The organism is Lachnoanaerobaculum sanguinis, assembly GCF_033242365.1.
In the GTDB taxonomy this organism is placed as follows: Bacteria; Bacillota; Clostridia; order Lachnospirales; family Lachnospiraceae; genus Lachnoanaerobaculum; species Lachnoanaerobaculum sanguinis.
Genome location: NZ_BTHK01000017.1, coordinates 17,244 through 37,270, shown reverse-complemented (window position 1 = coordinate 37,270; position 20,027 = coordinate 17,244). Strand labels below are relative to the sequence as shown.

Annotated in this window: 18 protein-coding genes and 1 pseudogene; 17 read left to right on the top strand and 2 right to left on the bottom strand. The window is 36.1% G+C overall.

The features are described from left to right. Positions 1-19: 19 nt before the first annotated feature. Positions 20-1,246 carry a dicarboxylate/amino acid:cation symporter gene (locus SBH76_RS10905; protein ID WP_317977823.1) on the bottom strand — a complete coding sequence of 409 codons (1,227 nt, stop codon included), beginning with the start codon at positions 1,244-1,246 and terminating at the stop codon, positions 20-22. Positions 1,247-1,264: 18 nt separating this feature from the next. Next, positions 1,265-2,545 carry an L-cysteine desulfidase family protein gene (locus SBH76_RS10900; protein WP_317977822.1) on the bottom strand — a complete coding sequence of 427 codons (1,281 nt, stop codon included), beginning with the start codon at positions 2,543-2,545 and terminating at the stop codon, positions 1,265-1,267. A gap of 206 nt (positions 2,546-2,751) precedes the next feature. Between SBH76_RS10900 and SBH76_RS10895 the strand changes: the two genes are divergently transcribed. From SBH76_RS10895 to SBH76_RS10815, 17 genes and pseudogenes are all read left to right on the top strand, one after another. Beyond that, complete coding sequence (locus SBH76_RS10895) at positions 2,752-3,678, top strand: LysR family transcriptional regulator (protein WP_317977821.1); 927 nt, start codon at positions 2,752-2,754, stop codon at positions 3,676-3,678. 134 nt (positions 3,679-3,812) lie between these two features. Next, the gene (uvrB, locus tag SBH76_RS10890) at positions 3,813-5,780 is read left to right on the top strand and encodes an excinuclease ABC subunit UvrB (protein ID WP_282668780.1); all 1,968 of its coding nucleotides are present in this window, start codon (positions 3,813-3,815) and stop codon (positions 5,778-5,780) included. Positions 5,781-5,804: 24 nt separating this feature from the next. Then, the gene (locus SBH76_RS10885; RefSeq protein ID WP_290650502.1) at positions 5,805-6,578 is read left to right on the top strand and encodes a threonine/serine exporter family protein; all 774 of its coding nucleotides are present in this window, start codon (positions 5,805-5,807) and stop codon (positions 6,576-6,578) included. Positions 6,579-6,585: 7 nt separating this feature from the next. Then, on the top strand, positions 6,586-7,026 hold the full coding sequence (locus SBH76_RS10880; protein ID WP_282668778.1) for a threonine/serine exporter family protein: 441 nt from the start codon (positions 6,586-6,588) through the stop codon (positions 7,024-7,026). A 111-nt stretch (positions 7,027-7,137) separates the two neighbouring features. Next, complete coding sequence (xylB, locus tag SBH76_RS10875; protein ID WP_317977820.1) at positions 7,138-8,604, top strand: xylulokinase; 1,467 nt, start codon at positions 7,138-7,140, stop codon at positions 8,602-8,604. 12 nt (positions 8,605-8,616) lie between these two features. Further along, positions 8,617-9,072 (top strand): thioredoxin-dependent thiol peroxidase, encoded by a 456-nt coding sequence (bcp, locus tag SBH76_RS10870; RefSeq protein ID WP_317977819.1) that lies wholly within the window; start codon positions 8,617-8,619, stop codon positions 9,070-9,072. Then, positions 9,069-9,812 carry a peroxide stress protein YaaA gene (gene yaaA / locus SBH76_RS10865; RefSeq protein ID WP_317977818.1) on the top strand — a complete coding sequence of 248 codons (744 nt, stop codon included), beginning with the start codon at positions 9,069-9,071 and terminating at the stop codon, positions 9,810-9,812. The genes bcp and yaaA overlap by 4 nt, the downstream gene beginning before the upstream one ends. 15 nt (positions 9,813-9,827) lie before the next feature. Continuing rightward, positions 9,828-10,370 carry a prolyl-tRNA synthetase associated domain-containing protein gene (locus SBH76_RS10860; RefSeq protein WP_317977817.1) on the top strand — a complete coding sequence of 181 codons (543 nt, stop codon included), beginning with the start codon at positions 9,828-9,830 and terminating at the stop codon, positions 10,368-10,370. A gap of 2 nt (positions 10,371-10,372) precedes the next feature. Then, the gene (locus SBH76_RS10855; protein WP_317977816.1) at positions 10,373-11,842 is read left to right on the top strand and encodes a Y-family DNA polymerase; all 1,470 of its coding nucleotides are present in this window, start codon (positions 10,373-10,375) and stop codon (positions 11,840-11,842) included. A gap of 93 nt (positions 11,843-11,935) precedes the next feature. After that, a complete protein-coding gene (locus tag SBH76_RS10850) occupies positions 11,936-12,460 on the top strand; it encodes a hypothetical protein (RefSeq protein ID WP_317977815.1) in 525 nt (174 codons plus the stop codon). 95 nt (positions 12,461-12,555) lie between these two features. Beyond that, on the top strand, positions 12,556-13,302 hold the full coding sequence (locus SBH76_RS10845) for a hypothetical protein (RefSeq protein ID WP_317977814.1): 747 nt from the start codon (positions 12,556-12,558) through the stop codon (positions 13,300-13,302). Between the two features lie 108 nt (positions 13,303-13,410). After that, on the top strand, positions 13,411-13,899 hold the full coding sequence (locus SBH76_RS10840; RefSeq protein ID WP_317977813.1) for a hypothetical protein: 489 nt from the start codon (positions 13,411-13,413) through the stop codon (positions 13,897-13,899). A 156-nt stretch (positions 13,900-14,055) separates the two neighbouring features. Then, positions 14,056-14,529, top strand: a complete 474-nt coding sequence (locus SBH76_RS10835; RefSeq protein WP_317977812.1) for a hypothetical protein — start codon at positions 14,056-14,058, stop codon at positions 14,527-14,529. Between the two features lie 18 nt (positions 14,530-14,547). After that, the gene (locus tag SBH76_RS10830; protein ID WP_317977838.1) at positions 14,548-15,294 is read left to right on the top strand and encodes a hypothetical protein; all 747 of its coding nucleotides are present in this window, start codon (positions 14,548-14,550) and stop codon (positions 15,292-15,294) included. Between the two features lie 108 nt (positions 15,295-15,402). Continuing rightward, complete coding sequence (locus SBH76_RS10825) at positions 15,403-15,906, top strand: hypothetical protein (RefSeq protein WP_317977811.1); 504 nt, start codon at positions 15,403-15,405, stop codon at positions 15,904-15,906. Positions 15,907-15,968: 62 nt separating this feature from the next. Beyond that, positions 15,969-19,448: pseudogene (locus tag SBH76_RS10820) on the top strand (RHS repeat-associated core domain-containing protein); the annotation flags it as partial. Then, positions 19,448-20,020, top strand: coding sequence for a DUF5104 domain-containing protein (locus SBH76_RS10815; protein WP_317977810.1), 573 nt, complete (start codon positions 19,448-19,450; stop codon positions 20,018-20,020). The pseudogene SBH76_RS10820 and the gene SBH76_RS10815, both read left to right, overlap by 1 nt. Positions 20,021-20,027 lie beyond the last annotated feature (7 nt).

The window sequence follows — 20,027 nt, the reverse complement described above, 5'->3', positions numbered from 1 at the left end:
ATTTCAGGGACTTTTTATTTTACTCCAGTATGTTACCAAGATTTTGCGGTTCAATCTTATGTTTTTTTGCATATCCGGTAAGTATAAGTGTCAAGGCACCATCTCCGGTTACATTACAAGCTGTACCAAATGAATCTTGTAGGGCAAAAATGGTAAGCATAAGAGCGGTTCCTGTCTCGTCAAACATAAGAACTCCGGTTATAAGACCCAGGGAAGCCATTACTGTACCTCCCGGAACTCCAGGTGCACCTATTGCAAACACACCAAGAAGAAGGCAGAATAAAATCATCTTTGCAGGAGAAGGAAATTCCCCGTAAAGCATTTTTGAAACTACCATAACAAAGAATGTCTCAGTCATAACAGAGCCGCAAAGGTGGATATTTGCAAACAGCGGAATACCGAAATTTACCATATCTTCACGAAGAGGCGGTTTTGATTTCTTGGCACATTCCAGAGCAACGGAAAGTGTAGCGGCACTTGACATGGTACCTACCGCAGTCATGTATGCAGGTCCGTAGTTTCTTATTATATCCAAAGGATTTGCACCTGCATAAGCACCTGCGATAAGATAAAGAAGTGCCAACCATATATAGTGACCTATCATTACCATAATGATAATGACAAGGAATACAGGCAATTGTTTTGTAATACTTCCCTCATATGCGAGAGTTGCAAAAGTAGTACCGATAAGAACAGGAAGTACAGGAATAACAAATTTTGTTACTATGCTGAGTACAACCTTTTGGAATTCTTCCAAAATACCGGTAATAAGTTCACTTCTGTTCCATGCAGCCGCAAGGCCAACCATGATTGAGAAGAAAAGAGCACTCATAACAGGCATTATAGCCGGTATTGAAAGTTGGAATACAAGTTGCGGTAATTCTTTAAGGCCCTCAACTTCAGGCGTAATACTCATATGTGGTAGTATTATAAAGCCTGAGGCGGTGGCAAAGAATGCCGCACCGATTGAAGAAACATAGGCTATTATAAGAGCAACTATAAGTATTCTTGACGCATTGCTGCCAAGCCTTGTAATAGACGGGGCAATAAAACCTATAATAATAAGCGGAATACAAAATCCTATAAATTGCCCGACAATGTACTTAACAGTCACAATTATATTAAGCAGTGCTACAGAAACGGCACTTGTATCATTTTTGTTTAGGAAAAGTCCCACAACAATACCTATAACAAGTGCAAGCAACAGCCTGAAAGGAAGGCTGTTTAAAATACCGTTCTTTTTCATATCAAAATCCTCCTAATTTTAATGGCTTTCCACCATAAGTTTTATAATTTCATTATTTGTTTCACGCATTCCGTCCTTACCTATCTTTGAAATTCCCTTGATAGTTTCCTCAATATTGTTCATTACAATACCGTCACCGCCATGGAAGGCCTGACCGTCTTTGTACATGCTAAGTCCCATAATAGCCGCATCTACTGAAGAGGCTATCTTAGCCGCACAGGATGCCTTTGCACCGTCACACATAATACCCGATACTATAGCCAAAGTATTTACAACGGTATGCTCTACAGCTTCAAGACTGCCTTCCGTAAGATAGGCGATACCTGCGCCTGCACCTGCACCTGCGCTTACGGCACCGCAGTAGGCTGACAGTGTACCTATGCCATGTTTTTGATGTATGGAAGTAAGATTTGAAAGTGCCAGTGCACGATATAGCTTTTCCTTTGAAGCCTTTAATTCCTTGGCATATTCGATAACGGGAATAGAACAGGTGATGCCTTGATTACCGCTTCCGGAATTTATAACAACGGGAAGCTCACAGCCGTTCATTCTGGCATCTGAACCTGCGGCGGCTTTTGCCTTTGCTCTTACCTTAATATCATTGCCATAGGTATCAAGCAGTACGGAGCCTATGTTTGCACCGTAATTTCCCAAAAGACCTTCTTCAGATATTGAAGTATTATAAAATATCTGTCTGTCCAAGATATCCTTCACATCGGAAACATCCAACGAGTTTATAAAGTCCCATATACCGTCCATAGTCAGCAGATCCTTATCGGCGCTTCCTGATATGGCATTGTTCTCAATCTCGGATTCAAAAATTATCTCATTATTTTTCTCTATAAGCACTATATTTGTATGTTGATTTGTAATACGAATCTTTACATACTCATCATCAGCAAAAAGCGTAATGATAAGATCAAATACATAACCGATATCAAGTGGAATCACATCGATTTTAATATTGTTCATAAAATCGGCAATTTCACATTTCTTGTTATCATCCACATTGGAAATAACTTCAAGTTTTCTGTTTGCATCGCCTGCAACTATACCGGCAGCCACCGCAGCAGGTATACCTTTCAGATGCCCTGTATTCGGAACAATCACGCTCTTTACATTTTTAATAATACTTCCGCTGGCTTCAACAAGCACTTTTTTTGGCAATTTACCAAGCACCTCTCTTGCCTTTGCCGCCGCATAAGCCAATGCTATAGGTTCCGTACATCCCATAGCCGGTACAAGCTCGTCTTTTAATATCCGGACATAGGTCCTGTACCTGATATCATCCTTTTCCATTAAACTGAATACACCCCCAAACAGCCTGTTTTATTAAATATTATTATGGTAAATATTATATATATATAGTATAGTAGGTCTATGTTTAAATTGTAAATCTTAAAAAATTAAATATATAATTTAAAAAAAATAAATATAATTAGTTAAATGTATTTAATATTCTGTGGGACTACAAAAACATTTACCAACCATATAAAGGGGAAGTTATGGAAAATTTTTTAGATTTAAAAAAGTTGAATACCTTCGTAAAAATAGCGGAATCGGGGAGTTTTTACAAGGCCTCAATAATGCTTGGGTATTCACCGGCGGCGGTATCGATACAGATACAACAGTTGGAGTTTGACCTTGGAATGAGACTTTTTGACAGACTCGGTAAACAGGTGCGGCTTACCGATCACGGAAAACAGTTTTATCCATATGCCGAGAAGATACTTATGCTTAATGAAGAGGCAAAAGAGTCACTTATCAGAACTGATGATATGCTGACAGGAGAACTTCGAATAGGAACCATAGATTCTATTTGCGACACATTATTTCCACAGGTTTTGGCGGAGTTTTATGAGAAAAATCCGAATGTAACTGTTGAAGTAAGGGTATGTACTCCGTCGGAGCTATTTGAAGGGATAAAACACAATAATATAGATATAATGCTCTTACTTGATAAACCAAGTGTTTCAAAGGATTTCGTTGCAGATATACAGATAGAGACCGAAGTAGTATTTTGTGCTTCAAGAAAGCATCCGTTGGCATGCAAAAACGAAATAGAACTTTCAGAGATCCTAAGTTATCCCTGTATACTTACTGAGAAAAATGCAAGCTACAGATATATTTTTGAGAGTAAACTCTCTGAGCTCGGTCTTGGTATAAAGCCAAGCATTGAATCACAGAATACCAATCTGATTATCAAACTCTTATGCAACAATATGGGCTATTCGGTGTTACCGAGATTTCTGATTGAGCCGAAACTGAGAGATAACACATTGGCGGTATTGCCGATAAAGGATTTTCATATAAAGGTGAATTATCAGGTACTTCATAAGAAAGATAAGTTCGTGAACAGACAAATGGAAAGTTTTATAAATATGTTGGAAAAGCAGGCCGGAATACTACAGGTAAGCAATCCGCAAGACTGATTTATCATGTATTTGTGTTATAAAATCAGTTTAAAATATTTCGAACAAATGTTCTTTTAACTGTACTTTTGTATTGTCACATGCTATAATTTTTTGTAGGTTGGCAGTTGCCGACAGACAGAAAGGTTAAAATAATGGAATTTAAATTACATTCAGAGTTTTTGCCTACAGGAGATCAGCCTCAAGCAATAGAGGCACTGGTAAAAGGATTTAAAGAGGGAAACCAGTTTCAAACCTTACTCGGTGCGACAGGTTCCGGTAAGACATTTACCATGGCAAATGTTATTCAAAAATTGCAAAAGCCTACACTTATAATAGCACATAATAAGACATTGGCAGCCCAGCTCTATGGAGAGTTTAAAGAGTTCTTTCCTGAAAATGCGGTAGAATATTTTGTTTCTTATTATGATTATTATCAACCTGAGGCATATGTGCCTTCCACAGACACATATATTGAAAAAGACTCTGCAATAAATGACGAGATAGATAAACTCAGACACTCCGCCACAGCATCACTTTCAGAAAGAAAAGATGTGATAATAGTGGCTTCAGTGTCATGTATATACGGACTTGGTAGCCCCATAGACTATCAGGAGATGGTAGTATCATTAAGACCGGGAATGGAAAGAGACAGAGATGATGTCATAAGAAAGCTGATAGATATGCAGTATGACAGAAACGATATGGACTTTCATCGTGGTACTTTTCGTGTACGTGGAGATGTGCTTGAAGTATTTCCGGCGGCATCCACATCCACAGCATTAAGATTTGAGTTTTTCGGTGATGAGGTGGACAGAATACTTGAGATAGATACACTTACAGGAAATATCTTAGCCGAACTTTCACATGCGGTCATCTTCCCGGCATCTCACTATGTAGTGGCACCTGAAAAGATGATGATTGCCACACAGAATATTTTGGAAGAGTGTGAAGAGAGAGTAAAGTTCTTCAAATCGGAGGATAAGCTTATAGAAGCTCAAAGAATAGATGAACGAACTCATTTTGATGTGGAGATGATGAGAGAGACCGGATTTTGCTCAGGGATAGAAAACTACTCAAGACATCTTACAGGTTCGGCACCCGGTGAACCGCCCTATACATTGATAGATTATTTTAAGGATGAATTTCTTATAATAGTAGACGAGTCTCATATTACCATTCCGCAGATTAGAGGAATGTATGCAGGTGACAGATCCAGAAAGACCACCCTGGTAAACTACGGTTTCAGACTGCCTTCGGCACTTGATAACAGACCTTTGGAGTTTTCAGAGTTTGAATCAAAGATAGATCAAATGCTTTTTGTATCCGCTACACCAAGTGTATATGAAAAAGAGCATGAAATGTTTAGAACGGAGCAGATCATAAGACCTACAGGACTTTTGGATCCGCCTATAAGTGTAAGACCTGTAGAAGGTCAGATAGATGATTTGATTTCCGAAGTAAACAAAGAAATAGAAAAAAAGAACAAGATACTTATCACTACTCTCACCAAGAGAATGGCTGAGGATCTTACCGAATATATGAAGGAAGTCGGTATCAGAGTAAGATACCTGCATTCAGATATTGATACTTTAGAGAGAGCGGAGATTATCAGGGACATGAGACTTGATAAATTTGACGTACTTGTAGGTATCAATCTTTTGCGTGAGGGACTTGATATACCGGAGATTACTTTGGTGGCAATACTTGATGCGGATAAAGAGGGATTTTTAAGAAGTGAGACCTCACTTATTCAGACCATCGGAAGAGCTGCAAGAAATGCGGACGGACATGTAATAATGTATGCCGATAATATGACGGATTCGATGAAGGCGGCAATAGATGAGACCTACAGAAGAAGAGGCATACAGGAAGCCTACAATAAAGAACATGGTATCACACCTACCACAATAAAGAAGGCTGTAAGAGATCTGATAGCGATATCAAAGGCTGCCGAGAGTGTATCAACTATTGATAAGGATGTGGAATCCATGGATAAAGCGGAGATAAACAAGCTTATAAAAGAGCTTGAAAAGAAAATGTTTAGAGCCGCTGCGGAGCTGGATTTTGAAAATGCGGCACTTTTGCGAGATAAGATAAGTGAGCTCAGAGCAAACTTATAAAAATAATAAATTGGAGAAGAGGAAGTGGCAGACAAAAAGAATGTGTCAAAAAGCCTGGAAAGAGTGGTTGCGGAGACAGCCATGCTTGCAGGTGAGACTATGCTCATAGCCGGAGCGGAGATCAGCAGAGTGGAAGATACGATGAACAGGATACTTGACTATTCAAAATGTGAATCGCATACTGCATTTGTTCTGGCAACAGGTATTACCTTGACTTTGGACAGTGATGAAGGACTTATTACTATGTCAAAAAGAGTACCTGAAAGAACTACAAATATCAACAGAATATATCTGATAAACAATGTATCAAGAGCCTTGAGTGCAGGGAAAATGGATATATATGAGGCGTATTCCGAAATAAAAAAGATAAGGGATGTAAGACAGTTTACAGGTATTTTATACGGACTTTCCTTTGTAGGAGTGGCACTTTTTTTCACCATGATGCTTGGCGGAGATTTTACCGACTGCATGGTGGCGGGAGTTGCCGGACTTGCAATGGCAATTACACAGTGGGCATTGGTTCCTTTCGGGTTTAACTCATTTTTCCTGAATATGATCTCCACACTGTCCATGGCTTTGACAGCGGTGGGATTTCAAAGATTTGTATTTGCAAATATGAATATAGATCTGGTAATAATAGGAGGAATAATGCCGATAGTACCCGGAGTTATTTTTACCACAGCGATGAGAGATACTCTAAACGGTGATTATACCGCAGGTGTCAGTAGAATGCTTGAGACAGGTGTTGTGGCCTTTGCTGTTGCCGTAGGCGTGGCACTGGCATATGTGATTTTGTGAGGCGGATATGTTGTTTAAGATAATTGGTGCATTTATTGCAGTGGTGGCTTTTTGTATTATGATAGAGTTGCCGAAAAAATACATGGTACAGGCAGGAATGACCGGAATGGTTGGCTGGGCTGTATATCTTTTAATGGAAATGGTAGCAAGTAGGGTGGAGATTGCCGCACTTGTTTCGGCACTTTGCATTGCAACAATGTCACATATACTTGCCAGAGTTTTAAAAGCACCGGTAAGTAATTTCCTTATACCGGGAATATTGCCGATAGTACCCGGAGGCTCAATATACAGATGTGCTTACGCCTTTATAAGAGAGTCGTCATACTTGAGTACTTATATGAACGAAGCATTAAAAATTGCGGGCTCCATAGCCCTTGCCATATTCTTTGTGGATTCGGTATTTAAGTTGCATTTACCGAAAAGATTTAAAAAATCAAAACAGATATAAAACAGGATAGCAACTTTATCAGTAAAAAGAGCAAGAATACAATTGACAAGGTAAGAGTAGAATCTTAATGTAATAGATAGTAGAATAAACTTTTAATTTATGGAGACGTGTATGTATTATATTGGTGTTGATTTGGGAACCTCAGCCCTGAAGCTTGTAATGATGAACAGTAAGGGTGAACTTGTAAAGTCTGTATCAAAGGAGTATCCTCTATACTTTCCGCATTCCGGATGGAGTGAGCAAAAGCCCGAAGACTGGTTTATAGCAGTAAAAGAAAGCTTAAAGGAGATAGCTGCAGGCTTAGACGATAAGATAGGCGGTATCAGTTTCGGAGGACAGATGCATGGACTGGTTATCCTTGATAAGGATGACAATGTGCTAAGGCCTGCAATACTCTGGAATGACGGCAGAAGTACTGAGGAAACAGACTATTTAAACAATGTTATCGGGAAGGAAAAACTCTCCAAGCTCACTGCAAATATTGCATTTGCAGGATTTACCGCACCTAAGATACTTTGGGTCAAGAATAATGAGCCTGAGATTTTTACAAAAATTTCAAAAATAATGCTTCCAAAAGATTATATCAGCTATATGCTTAGCGGAAGCTTTGCTACAGACTATTCGGATGCTTCCGGTATGTTGCTTTTGGATGTGAAAAACAAAAAATGGTCATCTGAAATGATTGAAATATGCGGTATTTCAGAAAATATGCTTCCAAAACTTTTCGAGAGCTTTGAGGTGGTAGGAGATATAAAACCTGAACTTGCAAAAGAGCTTGGATTGAATGAAGATATAAAAATAATAGCCGGAGCCGGAGATAATGCGGCTGCAGCCATAGGAACAGGCACTGTGGGAGAAGGTGCATGCAATATTTCTTTGGGAACTTCGGGAACTATATTTATATCCAGTCAAAACTTCGGAGTGGATAAGTATAATGCGCTTCATTCATTCGCTCATTCGGATGGAAAATACCATCTTATGGGATGTATGCTCAGTGCGGCTTCATGTAATAAATGGTGGATGGAAGATATTTTAAAGACAAAGGATTTTTCAAAAGAACAGGAAAATATAGATAATCTTGGAGAAAATAAGGTGTTCTTTTTGCCATATCTTATGGGTGAGCGTTCACCTCACAACGATCCGGCTGCAAGAGGTACATTTATAGGAATGAGCATGGATACAAGAAGAGAAGATATGACACTTGCAATACTGGAGGGTGTTACCTTTGGACTCAGAGATTCTTTGGAAGTGGCAAGAAGCCTCGGCATAGAGATAAAGAAGACCATGATATGCGGCGGAGGCGCAAAGAGTGCACTTTGGAAAAAACTTGTGGCAAATATCATGAATGTAGAAGTGGAAGTACCTGTCAGCGAAGAAGGTCCGGGATTTGGAGCCGCCATACTTGCGGCGGTAGGTTGCAATGAATACGAAAGTGTGGAAGCGGCTACAAAGTCCATAATAAAAATAAAAGAAAGAATACAACCGGAACCGGAACTCGTAGCAAAATACGAAAAAAAGTACCAAAAGTTTAGAAAGATATATCCGGCACTTAAGGGTATATTTAAAGAGATTTTATAAGGAGGGAAATTTATGTTACAGATAGGAACAAAAGCACCGGAGTTTTCACTTCCGGATGAGAACGGAACAGTCAGAAACCTTTCAGATTATGAAGGTAAGAAACTTATATTATACTTTTATCCAAAGGATAATACTCCGGGTTGTACAAGCCAGGCCTGTGGCTTTGGAGAACTTTATTCGCAGTTTACGGAAAAAGGAGTAGAGGTTGTAGGCATCAGTAAAGACAGTGTTGCATCACATAAGAAGTTTAAAGATAAATATTCACTGCCGTTTACACTGCTTTCAAATCCTGAGCTTGACGTGATACAGGCTTATGATGTATGGCATGAGAAAAAACTCTATGGAAAAGTATCTATGGGAGTGGTAAGAACCACATATCTTATAGATGAAAAGGGAGTTATCATAGAGGCTATGGATAAGGTAAAAGCTGCCAAGAATCCGGCTGAGATGTTGGAGATTTTGGGATGAAAATAGTAGTATCACCTGCCAAGACAATGATAGAAAATACAGACTGTTATATCGGAAGCAGTGTACCTACATATATTGATAAGAGCAAGATCCTTTTAGAAGAGATAAGACAAAGATCTTACGAAGAGCTGAAAGAGATCTGGAAATGCAATGAAAAGATTGCAAATGAAAATTTTGACAGATTTAAAAACATGAATTTGCAGGGGAGTCTTACCCCTGCAATATTTTCTTATCAAGGTATACAGTATCAGTATATGGCGGTAAATGTAATGGAAGCCTCTGCAATAGAGTATATAAAAGAGAATTTATATATACTTTCGGGATTTTTCGGAATACTTAGAGCATTTGACGGAGTAAGTCCGTACAGACTTGAGATGCAGGCAAAGATGGAGATAGGAGAGCACAAAAATCTGTATGAGTTTTGGGGCGATAAAATATATAAAAAGATTTTTGAAACCGGAGAAGTAGTAATAAATCTTGCCTCAAAAGAATATTCAAAAACTATAGAAAGCTATCTTTCAAAAGAAAATAAATTCATCACCTGTGTGTTTGCCGAGAAAAAAGACGGAAAAGTAGTACAAAAAGCCACCATGGCAAAGATGGCAAGAGGTGAGATGGTAAACTTCATTGCATCCAGAAATATCCAAAATGAAGAGAAAATCAAGAAGTTTGACAGACTCGGATTCAAATTTGATAAAGAGCTTTCAAATGAGAAAAAATATGTGTTTATATTAGAGTAATTTCGGAAGGTTATTATGTATATTTCAAAACCCTATAAGGGAAGACCTGTTGATATTGAAAAAAGACAGGACAAAGAAAAAAGATGTTATGATTTTTTGGACGGCTTGGGAGTGGAATATGAAGTTGTAGACCATGATGAAGCTTCAGATATGGAAAAATGCAAGGAGATAGAGGGTGCGCTTGGAGTTAAGATATGCAAAAATATAGTTCTTTGCAACAGGCAGGAGACAAAGTTTTTCCTCTTTATGATGCCCGGAGATAAGAAGTATGTTACAAAAGATATCTCAAAGAAACTTGATATGTCCAGACTCTCCTTTGCAAAAGAAAACTATTTGAAGGAATTTTTGGATGTAACACCGGGATCTGTAAGTGTACTGGGACTTTTAAACGATAAAGACAACAGAGTGGAACTTGTAATAGACAAAGATGTAATACAGGCTGATTTTATCAGATGTCATCCCTGTGAGAATACCTCAACACTGAAGATAAGCACTGATGATTTTTTAAATAAGATAATACCTGCATTGGGAAAAGAAGCTAAAATAATAGATAATTGAAAATGAATAATAAAAAAAGGATATTTGCGGCAATAGACTTAAAGTCCTTCTATGCCTCGGTAGAGTGCAGAGAAAGAAATTTGGATCCCTTGGATATAAATCTGGTGGTAGCTGATGAGAGCAGAACCTCAAAGACTATCTGTCTTGCGGTAAGTCCCGCACTTAAGACCTTTGGAATACCGGGAAGGCCGAGACTTTTTGAAGTAATAAAAAGACTGCAGGAAGTAAATAACAGAAGAGAAAAACTTGTAGGAAAGGCTGAAGGAAAGTCATATTCTCTTGAAGAACTCAAAAAAAATGTAAAACTGGAAGTTGATATGGTAGTGGCTGTACCGAGAATGAAAAAATATATGGAGTACAGCGCAAGGATAATAAGTGTATATCTAAAGTATGTCTCGCCTGAGGACATATATGTATATTCGGTGGATGAGGTTTTTATAGATATTACGGGATATGCAGGCGATGATGCAACAGGATTTGTGGAAAAAATGGTAAAAGATGTCCTTGATACCACAGGCATAACGGCAAGTGCCGGTATAGGTGAAAATATGTACCTGGCAAAAATAGCCATGGATATCATGGCAAAAAGAGCCGAACCTAATGAACATGGAGCCAGAATAGGAGAACTGAGCGTCAGATCTTACAGAGAAAAGCTTTGGAGCCATACACCTATTACCGATTTTTGGAGAATAGGAAGAGGCTACAGCAAGAACCTTGCAAAGTACGGAATATATACAATGGGAGATATTGCAAGGGAGAGCTTAAAAAAGAATCGTGCCAATGAGGGAATGAATCTTTTATATAAGCTGTTTGGAAAAAATGCAAGCTTTTTGATAGAACATGCCTGGGGAATCGACAATACGGAAATCAAAGATATAAAAGCATATACACCGGAGAAGAAAAGTATAAGCGAAGGTCAGGTATTGCTTAGAGCATACAGCTATGAAGAGGTAAGAACGATTGTTATAGAGATGGCTGAAAGACTCTCATTTTCATTGCTGGAAAAAGATACCGCCACAAGGCAGATAACTTTAAGTATAGGATACGATATAGACAGCTTGGCAGATCCGAAAACAGCAAAAGATTACACCGGGAATATTACAAAAGACTTTTACGGAAGGAGCGTACCTGAGGGAGCGCATGGCTCGATAAATCTTTTATCATATACCAATTCCACAAAAGAGATCTGCAAGAAAAGTGAGGAGCTGTTTGAGAAACTTGCAAATCCCATATTGCTGTTTAGAAGGATAACGATAGTTGCAAGTGAGATAAGTCATAAAAACAGCGCAGGCTGTACGGGAAATCTCTTGGAAGCAAACAGCATTTCGGAAGAAAAAGAAAGCAGTAGAATGAAAGCCGTACTTAAAGTAAAAAGAAAATTCGGAAACAATGCCATATTTAAAGGGCTTAATCTCAAAGAAGAGGGAACTGCACTTGACAGAAACAGGCAAATAGGCGGACATAGGGAATAAAGTGGAAATACATTGAAAAATATCGAAAATGATATATACTATAGATAACAGTTTATTACTTCAGTTCGTAAAAATCAAATAAGGAGACATCTTATGAGAAAACTTAAGACAATTTTTGTGACAATGTTACTTGCGGTATTTCTACTTAGCGGATGTTTTCGTTCAGACAAGGCCGAAAATATCGAGCCAAATATCGAGCCGGATGCTCTGACAAAAACATCATGGATTTCATATGATGACGGATCATATTGGGTGTTCAATGAGGACCACAGCTTTTTCTGGTATCAGGAGAAGGGGATTACCGATGACAATTATTATGGCGGAACATATAAATTGTACAGAGGTGAGAAGGCAATGGATTTTATAGAAAAGAAGCTTTCCTCCTATGGTGTGACCAAGGCCGAGCTGATGGAAGTTATAAACAGATCGGACGAATATACAGTAGAAGATTTTATATGTATTTATACAGAGAATACGACATTTATGTTAGAGGGTAAGGAGCAGATATCTAAGCCGAATATGATACCCTACATGGGATTTCTTTTGGAAGATGAAACGATACTGGATATTGCAAATATGAAGACCGGATCTTACTACGGATTTATTAAAGAAGAATAGAAAATTTATACAGCCCACGCATTTATGTTACTGATAAGTTAAAGTATTACTTTGTCAGGATATAATTGTGTGGACTTTTTGATTGGAGAGATAGAATGGAAAAGAGAAAAATAAGTCAAAATGAAGAAGCAATAAGAGGTATTATGATAATAATAGCATTCATAGTTGGACTGGTATTCCTTAGAGATATACTGGTAAAAAGGGGAGTGAGGATTTTGATGCTGACAAGGCAAGATTATATGAATGCAGTAGAATATTATATGCAGAAAAAATATGGAGAGAAGTTTGAAGGGGAGTATATACTGGAAGGTAGTATATATGTACATCCAAAGGCAAAACCTGAGTGGCACGCAGTAGTAGAAGCTTATAGTAAAAATGGGTTAACTTATTTTAGTGATAATTATGTAGGATACCTAAAGAAAGAAGAACTTGAGAAGTATATATATGAGCTTGTAAAGCCGATATATGGGGAGTGTAAGGTGTATACACAACCATGGGGGTTTTCGCTGGATGACAGCTTTAACAAAGATACAGATATAATGAAATATGTAAGTAATAGTGACTATACTACTTGTATTTTCACAGATAAAAATGCTGAAAATATAGAAGAAGATTTTAGAAAGGTATGTGAGATATTTGTAGATAAAAATTTGCAGACAAATAGTTTGATGGTAACATATATTACGGAAGAAGACTTGGATAAATTTGAAGAAAAATTTATAGACTATACGTTTAATAGGCTCAAGCTTTATTATAGAATTTTAGGCATTTATGATAATGTAGATAAAACATGGTTGAAAGATATAGATATATTGGAAGGAGACAAGGACTATGGTAAGTGAAAGACCTACAGATGAAGAATTACAGGAAAAAACAAATACCGGAAAAGAGTAAGTATATTAGAGGTAGGATTAAAAGAACAGTGGATATTGCATCGGAGGAGTGAATTTATGCTAAGGAAATATAAGAAAATAATTTGTGCAACAGTAATTATTATTATCGTATTTGCATTATATACTGTAAATAAAATAGCTTTTTTCCATGATCCGGAGTTTGAAAGATTGGTAAGAGAAAATAAAGCTAACTATGAGGTGGTATCTATAGACGAATACAAAAGAATCAATCCTATTGAGGGTATCATTTGGAAGGACGATCTTAAGGATGTAGATAATATATATATAAACTTTAGAAAATATAAAATAAGAGATATAAGTGACCTGGTATATTTTAAGAACGCTAAATTAATATCGTTGGTATATTCAAGTGCATATTATGGAGATAAAAGCATATATGAGGATGAGAATGTACTCGATAATTTATACAAGATAAAGGATTTAAAATACTTGGATGACTTGCAATTATATCATTTAAAGGTAGATGATAAGGATATAGAAAATATAAAGGAGATGTTTCCGAATGCGAGGGTAATTATAGAGTAAATATATACGTATGTTTGTATATATGTGAATACAGAATTTATCCAAGTTACAAAGTAGATACCGGGGAAATTGAAATGACAAAAGAATGTATTGAGAATTTTAATACAAATTTTTTTAAAGTCTGTAAGTTTGAAATATTTGCCGGAGGTATGGGATATGATGAAAAAGAGAAGAATACAAATTGTTATTGTTGTGATGTCGGTAATTTGTATATACATTATGAACCAAATAGCCTTTTTTAAAGACAGAGAGTTTGAAAGGGCGGTAAGAGATACTTTAATATCATCTAAAGTGTCAATGGTAGATATAAGAGAAAAGGCCTTAGATGGAATAATTTGGAGAAAAGATCTTGAAAAGGTAGACTTTGTAACAATAAATTTCAGAAAATACAATATAAAGAATGTTGAAGATATAAAGTACTTCAAGAATGCTAAATTTATAGGGTTTTGTTATGTGAGTGCATATGTCGGAGATAAGAGTATTTACGAGGATGAGCATGTGCTCGATAATATATATTTAATAAAAAAATTGGCACATTTAAAGAAGCTGGATTTATATCATTTGAAGATAAATGAAGACATTGAAGACATTGAAGCTATGTTTCCTGAAGCAGAAGTTTTTATCGAGTAGAGGTTAAAAAAACAAATGGTGAAAAAAAGAAGACTAAGTCAGAATAAAGAAGCAATAAGAGGTATTCTTATAATAATAGTATTTATAGTGGGACTGGTATTCCTTAGAGATATGCTTGTAAAAAGGGGAGTTAGCATTACTATGTTAACAGAGTTAGATTATATAAATGCAGCAGAATATTACATGCAGAAAAAATATGGAGAGAAATTTGAAGGAGAATATGTATATGAAGATAGCGTTTATGTACACCCAAAGTCAAAACCGGAGTGGCATGTGGTAGTGGATTTTGAGAGTGAGGGAGGGTTGACTTCTTTTCATGATAATTATGTAGGATACCTGAAGAAAGCAGACCTTGAGAAGCATATATATGAGTTGATAAAACCTATATATGGGGATTGTAAGGTGTATACACAGCCATATGATTTTTCTCTTGATGATAGCTTCAATAGAGATACAGATATAATGACATATGTAAATAGAGGAAACTATATTACATGCATATTTACATATAAAAAGGCTAAAAATATAGAAAAAGACTTTAGAAAAGTATGTGATATTTTTTTAGATAAAAATTTACAAACAAATAGATTACTGGTTACATATTTTACGAAGGAAGATTTTGATAAATTTGAAGAGTACAGAATGGATTACATATTTAACCAACAAAAATATTATTATAGAATTTCAAGTTTTTATAGTAAAGTAGACAAAGGGGGATTTGATGAAGTAAAGATATTAGAGGGGGATGAAAAATATGGCAAGTGAAAAACCTACAAACAAAGATTTGCAGGAAAAAACAAATGTCGAAAAAGAGTAATTATATTAGAGGTAGGATTAAAAGAACTGTGGATATTACATCGGAGGAGTGAATTTATGCTAAGGAAATATAAGAAGATAATTTGTGCAATCCTAATTATTATTATCGTATTTGCATTATATACTGTAAATAAAATAGCCTTTTTCCATGATCCTGAGTTTGAAAGAGCTGTAAGAAATACTACTATATGGAATACTGTGTCAGGTGCAATACAGAAAGAGTATCCAATGTTACAGGGAGAGAGTCCTATTAAAGGTATAATTTGGAAGAAGGATTTGGAGAATATAAACTTAGTATCTATCGATTTTAGAGAGTATAGGGTGAAAGATATAAGTGATATAAAATATTTTAAAAATGCAGAAATAGTTATGTTCAGCTATTCAAGTGCATATTATGGAGATAAAAGTATATATGATGACGAGCATGTACTTGATAATTTATACAAGGCAAAGAATTTAAAATACTTGGATAACTTGCAATTATATCACTTAAAGTTAGATGAGGAGGACATAGAAAATATAAAGGAAATGTTTCCGAATGCAAGGGTATTTATTGAGTAAATATATACCGACTTGGTTCTATAGCAAGATTGGGAGGTATAGAATGAGAACAGAAAAGAATAATAGCAAATGATACAGTTAAAATGGTCGGATATAAATATGATGAGTTGAATAGAGTTGTAAGTATTGAAGACAATAATGGAGGGAAAAGACTTTATAAGTATAATGGGCTTGGAGATATCACAGAGGTAACAAATTCTTTTGGAGAGAAGAGAACATATGAGTATACAGCAAATAGGCAGGTGTCAAAATTAAAGGATTTTGACGGGAAAACCTATGAAGTAGAGTACAATAATATAAATTTACCTGTAAGGTTAAAAGATAAAAACGGAAATACTACAGAGTACGTATATGATAATATCAGAAGAATATCTCAGATAAAGCGAGCCGGTGGAGTGGAAAAATTTGAATATGACAAAAGGGGCAATATGACTAAAATGATTGCTCCTGACGGAAGTATGAAGAGCTTTTCCTATGATGACAATAGAAATATTGTCAGTGTTACTTATCCAACAGGTCTAAGTGAAAATTATAAATATGATAAGTTAAATAGGTGCATCAGTAAGGAATTTTCTGACGGAGTGAAGTCTGATTTTGTTTATGAGGGAGACAGACTTGTTGAGATAGTATTGCCAAGCGGAAGTATCAGATATGAATATGATGAATATGGAAGAGTGTTAAAGCAAACCTTGGATGAGAATATCAGTGAAAGCTTTGTATATGATTCTATGAACAGGGTATTGGAGTATACTGATATATTTGGCAATGTATCAGGCTATGAATATAATCAGAACGGCAGAGTAAAAGCGGTTAATTTAGGTGATGATGTAAAATACATATATACTTATGATAAGCTTGGAAGACCTACAGAAGAAAGCCGACTGGCGGGCGATGCGGAAAATAAGATCTATTATGACTATGACGACTTAGGAAGAGTATCCGGAATAAGGACTGATACCGGTAGAGAAAATACTTATAGCTATGATAATGAAGGAAATATAACATCTATTAAAGACAGCATCGGAAATACAAACTATTTTAAATATGGTGTAGGAAATACACTTGAAAAAGTGGTTGACAGTGACGGTCTGGTAAGTGAGTACAGTTATGATAAAATGTACAATCTTGTAGGAATAAGACAGTACAAAAAAGATAATGAAAATGACTGTATGACAAGAAGCTATCATAGAAACAATATGGGCAGAATATTTAAAATAGAAAATGCCGACAGTACTTATAAAACTATGGATTACAACAGTCTTGGACAATTGGTGAAAAATATTGATGAAGACGGTTTTAAAACAGAGCTAAAGTACAATGAAACCGGGCTTTTAACTTCGATGAAATGTTCCGACGGAAATTATGTAGACTATGAGTACGATAGCAACAGATTTTTGAAAGCCGTATCAGGAAGCTTCGGAAGTATGAGCTTTGAAAGAGATAAGAAAGGATTGGTGAAAAAGGCTCTAACTACAGAGGGACACAGTATTGCTTACGAATATGATAAGCTTGGAAGAACTGTGGCTATAGTATATCCTGATGGTAAGAAGGTAGGCTATAACTATGATAAAAAAGGTAGGCTTATAGAAACAGTTTCAGGAAATGAACATATAAGGCTGACTTATAACAGCTTGGGTAGAATTGAATCAAGAGAGTATAGCGACGGAAGCAAAACATGCTATGAGTACAATGATATCGGAAGTCCGACAAAAATAACGCATATCAGTGATGAAAAAATCAATATGGAATATACTTATACATATGATTTGGTGGGAAATAAGACAGGTATAAGTATAAATAAGAACGGAAGTGTAAAGGATTACAATTATTCTTATGATGAGGTAGGAAGAATCACAAAAGTTGTATTGGACGGTAAAATGCTAAGGGAATACAGCTATGATATCTTCGGAAACAGAACCGCTAAAGTAGAATATGCTGAAGATGAAGTGATTACTACAAACTATATCTATAAGGGAGGAAAACTCGCAGAAGAGCGTATAGTTAAGAATAACGGTTTGATTCAAAAAAGGTATGAGTATGACAAGAGAGGAAATCTTATCAAGAAGTTTTCAGGTGGTGAGCTTGAAGCAGAGTACAAATACAACGGATTGGGACAACTTATAAGTGTCATATCCGGTAAAAACAGTGTAAACTATGAATATGACGGACTTGGTCACAGAATAGGTAAGACAGAGACTGACGGAAATGAGTCACATACTACAAGCTATGTAATTGATATCAGAAAAAAGACTGATAATATACTATGGCAAAACAGTGATGGAAATGAGAGAAGTTTTGTATGGGATATTCAACTGATATCAGAGGTGGAGGATGATAACAGCACCAATATCATATGTGATGAGCTTGGAAGTGTAATACTTGAAGGGGGTGAGCTTTTTGAGTACTCAGAGTTCGGAGAAGTGCTTGGAAGCAAACCAAAGAACTTTGGATTTGCCGGTCTCATGGTAGATGATATAAGCGGAAACTATCTTTCAGCTACAAGAATGTACGATGAAAATATGGGAAGATTTCTTGGAAAGGATAAAATCAAGGGAGATCTAAGATATGGATTTACCCAAAACGAGTATACATACTGCTATAATTCACCATTGATATTTGTTGACAGTACAGGAGAATCACCGGAAGCAAATGCACTTACCTATAAAGATTTTGAGGGATTTCTACTAGATTATATGGAATCTACTATATCACCGGGATACTATGGCTTGAAGAACTTAGCTATTGAGGTATTTTGGGGTATATTTAATTCAGCATCATTAGGAGGGGTAGATGTAGTTATGAATGCCGGTCGAGAATTTGCAATTAATAATATTCCTGATAGTATAGGAACACCTATGGTAGCAATACTGCATACAGCAATAAGAACGCTTAGATACATCACAGAATATACAGGATTAAGTGATTTGATAAATGAACTTACAGTAAGTGGTATAAGAAGTGATAGAGAACTTAACAAATTTAATTTTTATAAAGATAATAATGGTATTATTCATACAATGAGTGAATGTTGGCAAATGTGGTGGGGCTATAATCCAATGTACGATTTTTTCTTTAATTCATTTACATCTATGAATAGAGCAAAGTTTCAATTTGGTTCAGGTGAATCAAAATTTACACTTTGGATGTGGAAGGGAGATTATTTTCATTTTGGTGCAGGTAGTGAGATAGGGATATATAAAGGTAATGATTGGCATGTGGATTGTTATAAACAAAGTCATTTGAAGATGTACATGAACCTGACTCTTAAAGATGGAACATTAGTATCGGATTGGGATGCATATGATCAGTATCAGTGGTGGATCACAGGGTTTAATCCTGATAAAAGATTCCAAGATGTAAAGGCTGAAGATTTAGTAATGGTAGGTATGGTTGACTTTGATGAGGAAAGGGTTATGTGGAAGGAATTCGTACATACAGCAGAATTTGATGATCAAAACGAAGATAAGATAAATGATAATTGGTGTCTTGATTTTGTGCATCGCAATGCCGTAATGAAATGGGAAGGAGGTAATAGGAATTAATGAGAATTAAAATTATTATATTCTGTTTAATAGCATGTCTGCTTACAGGATGTACCTGGGTAGTTAAAGTTGCAAGGTATATACATGACTCTGATAAATTAGATAACTACATATATGATGAGGGTACAGTGGTAAATAAGTATATAGAAAAAATAGTAGAAGCATTTAATACGAATGATAGAGAACTCTTAGCGAGTTTGTTTCCTGAGCATGCAAGGAGTAAGATAGATAATTTTGATGAACAGATAGATAGAATTATTAGAGAAAATGAAACATGGCCGTCTTCCATAATAAGGTATAAGCTTAATGAAGATAACAATTATCAAACAAGTGCTGATAGGGGTAAAATCTATAAAGAGGTATATGCTAATACCACTATAGAGTTTGCAGATCCTAAGGAGGGAGAAGTACATAGACCAAGCTTAAAGATTGCTATGGTAATAGTACCTGTAGATGATTTTCACGAAAATAATGTTGGAATATCTATATTTGCTATAGATTATGGAAATTTTAGTACAGACGAAGTGGATAAAGAAAATGATGGATATGATATTTATGCATTTTGGAAATAGTTATAGG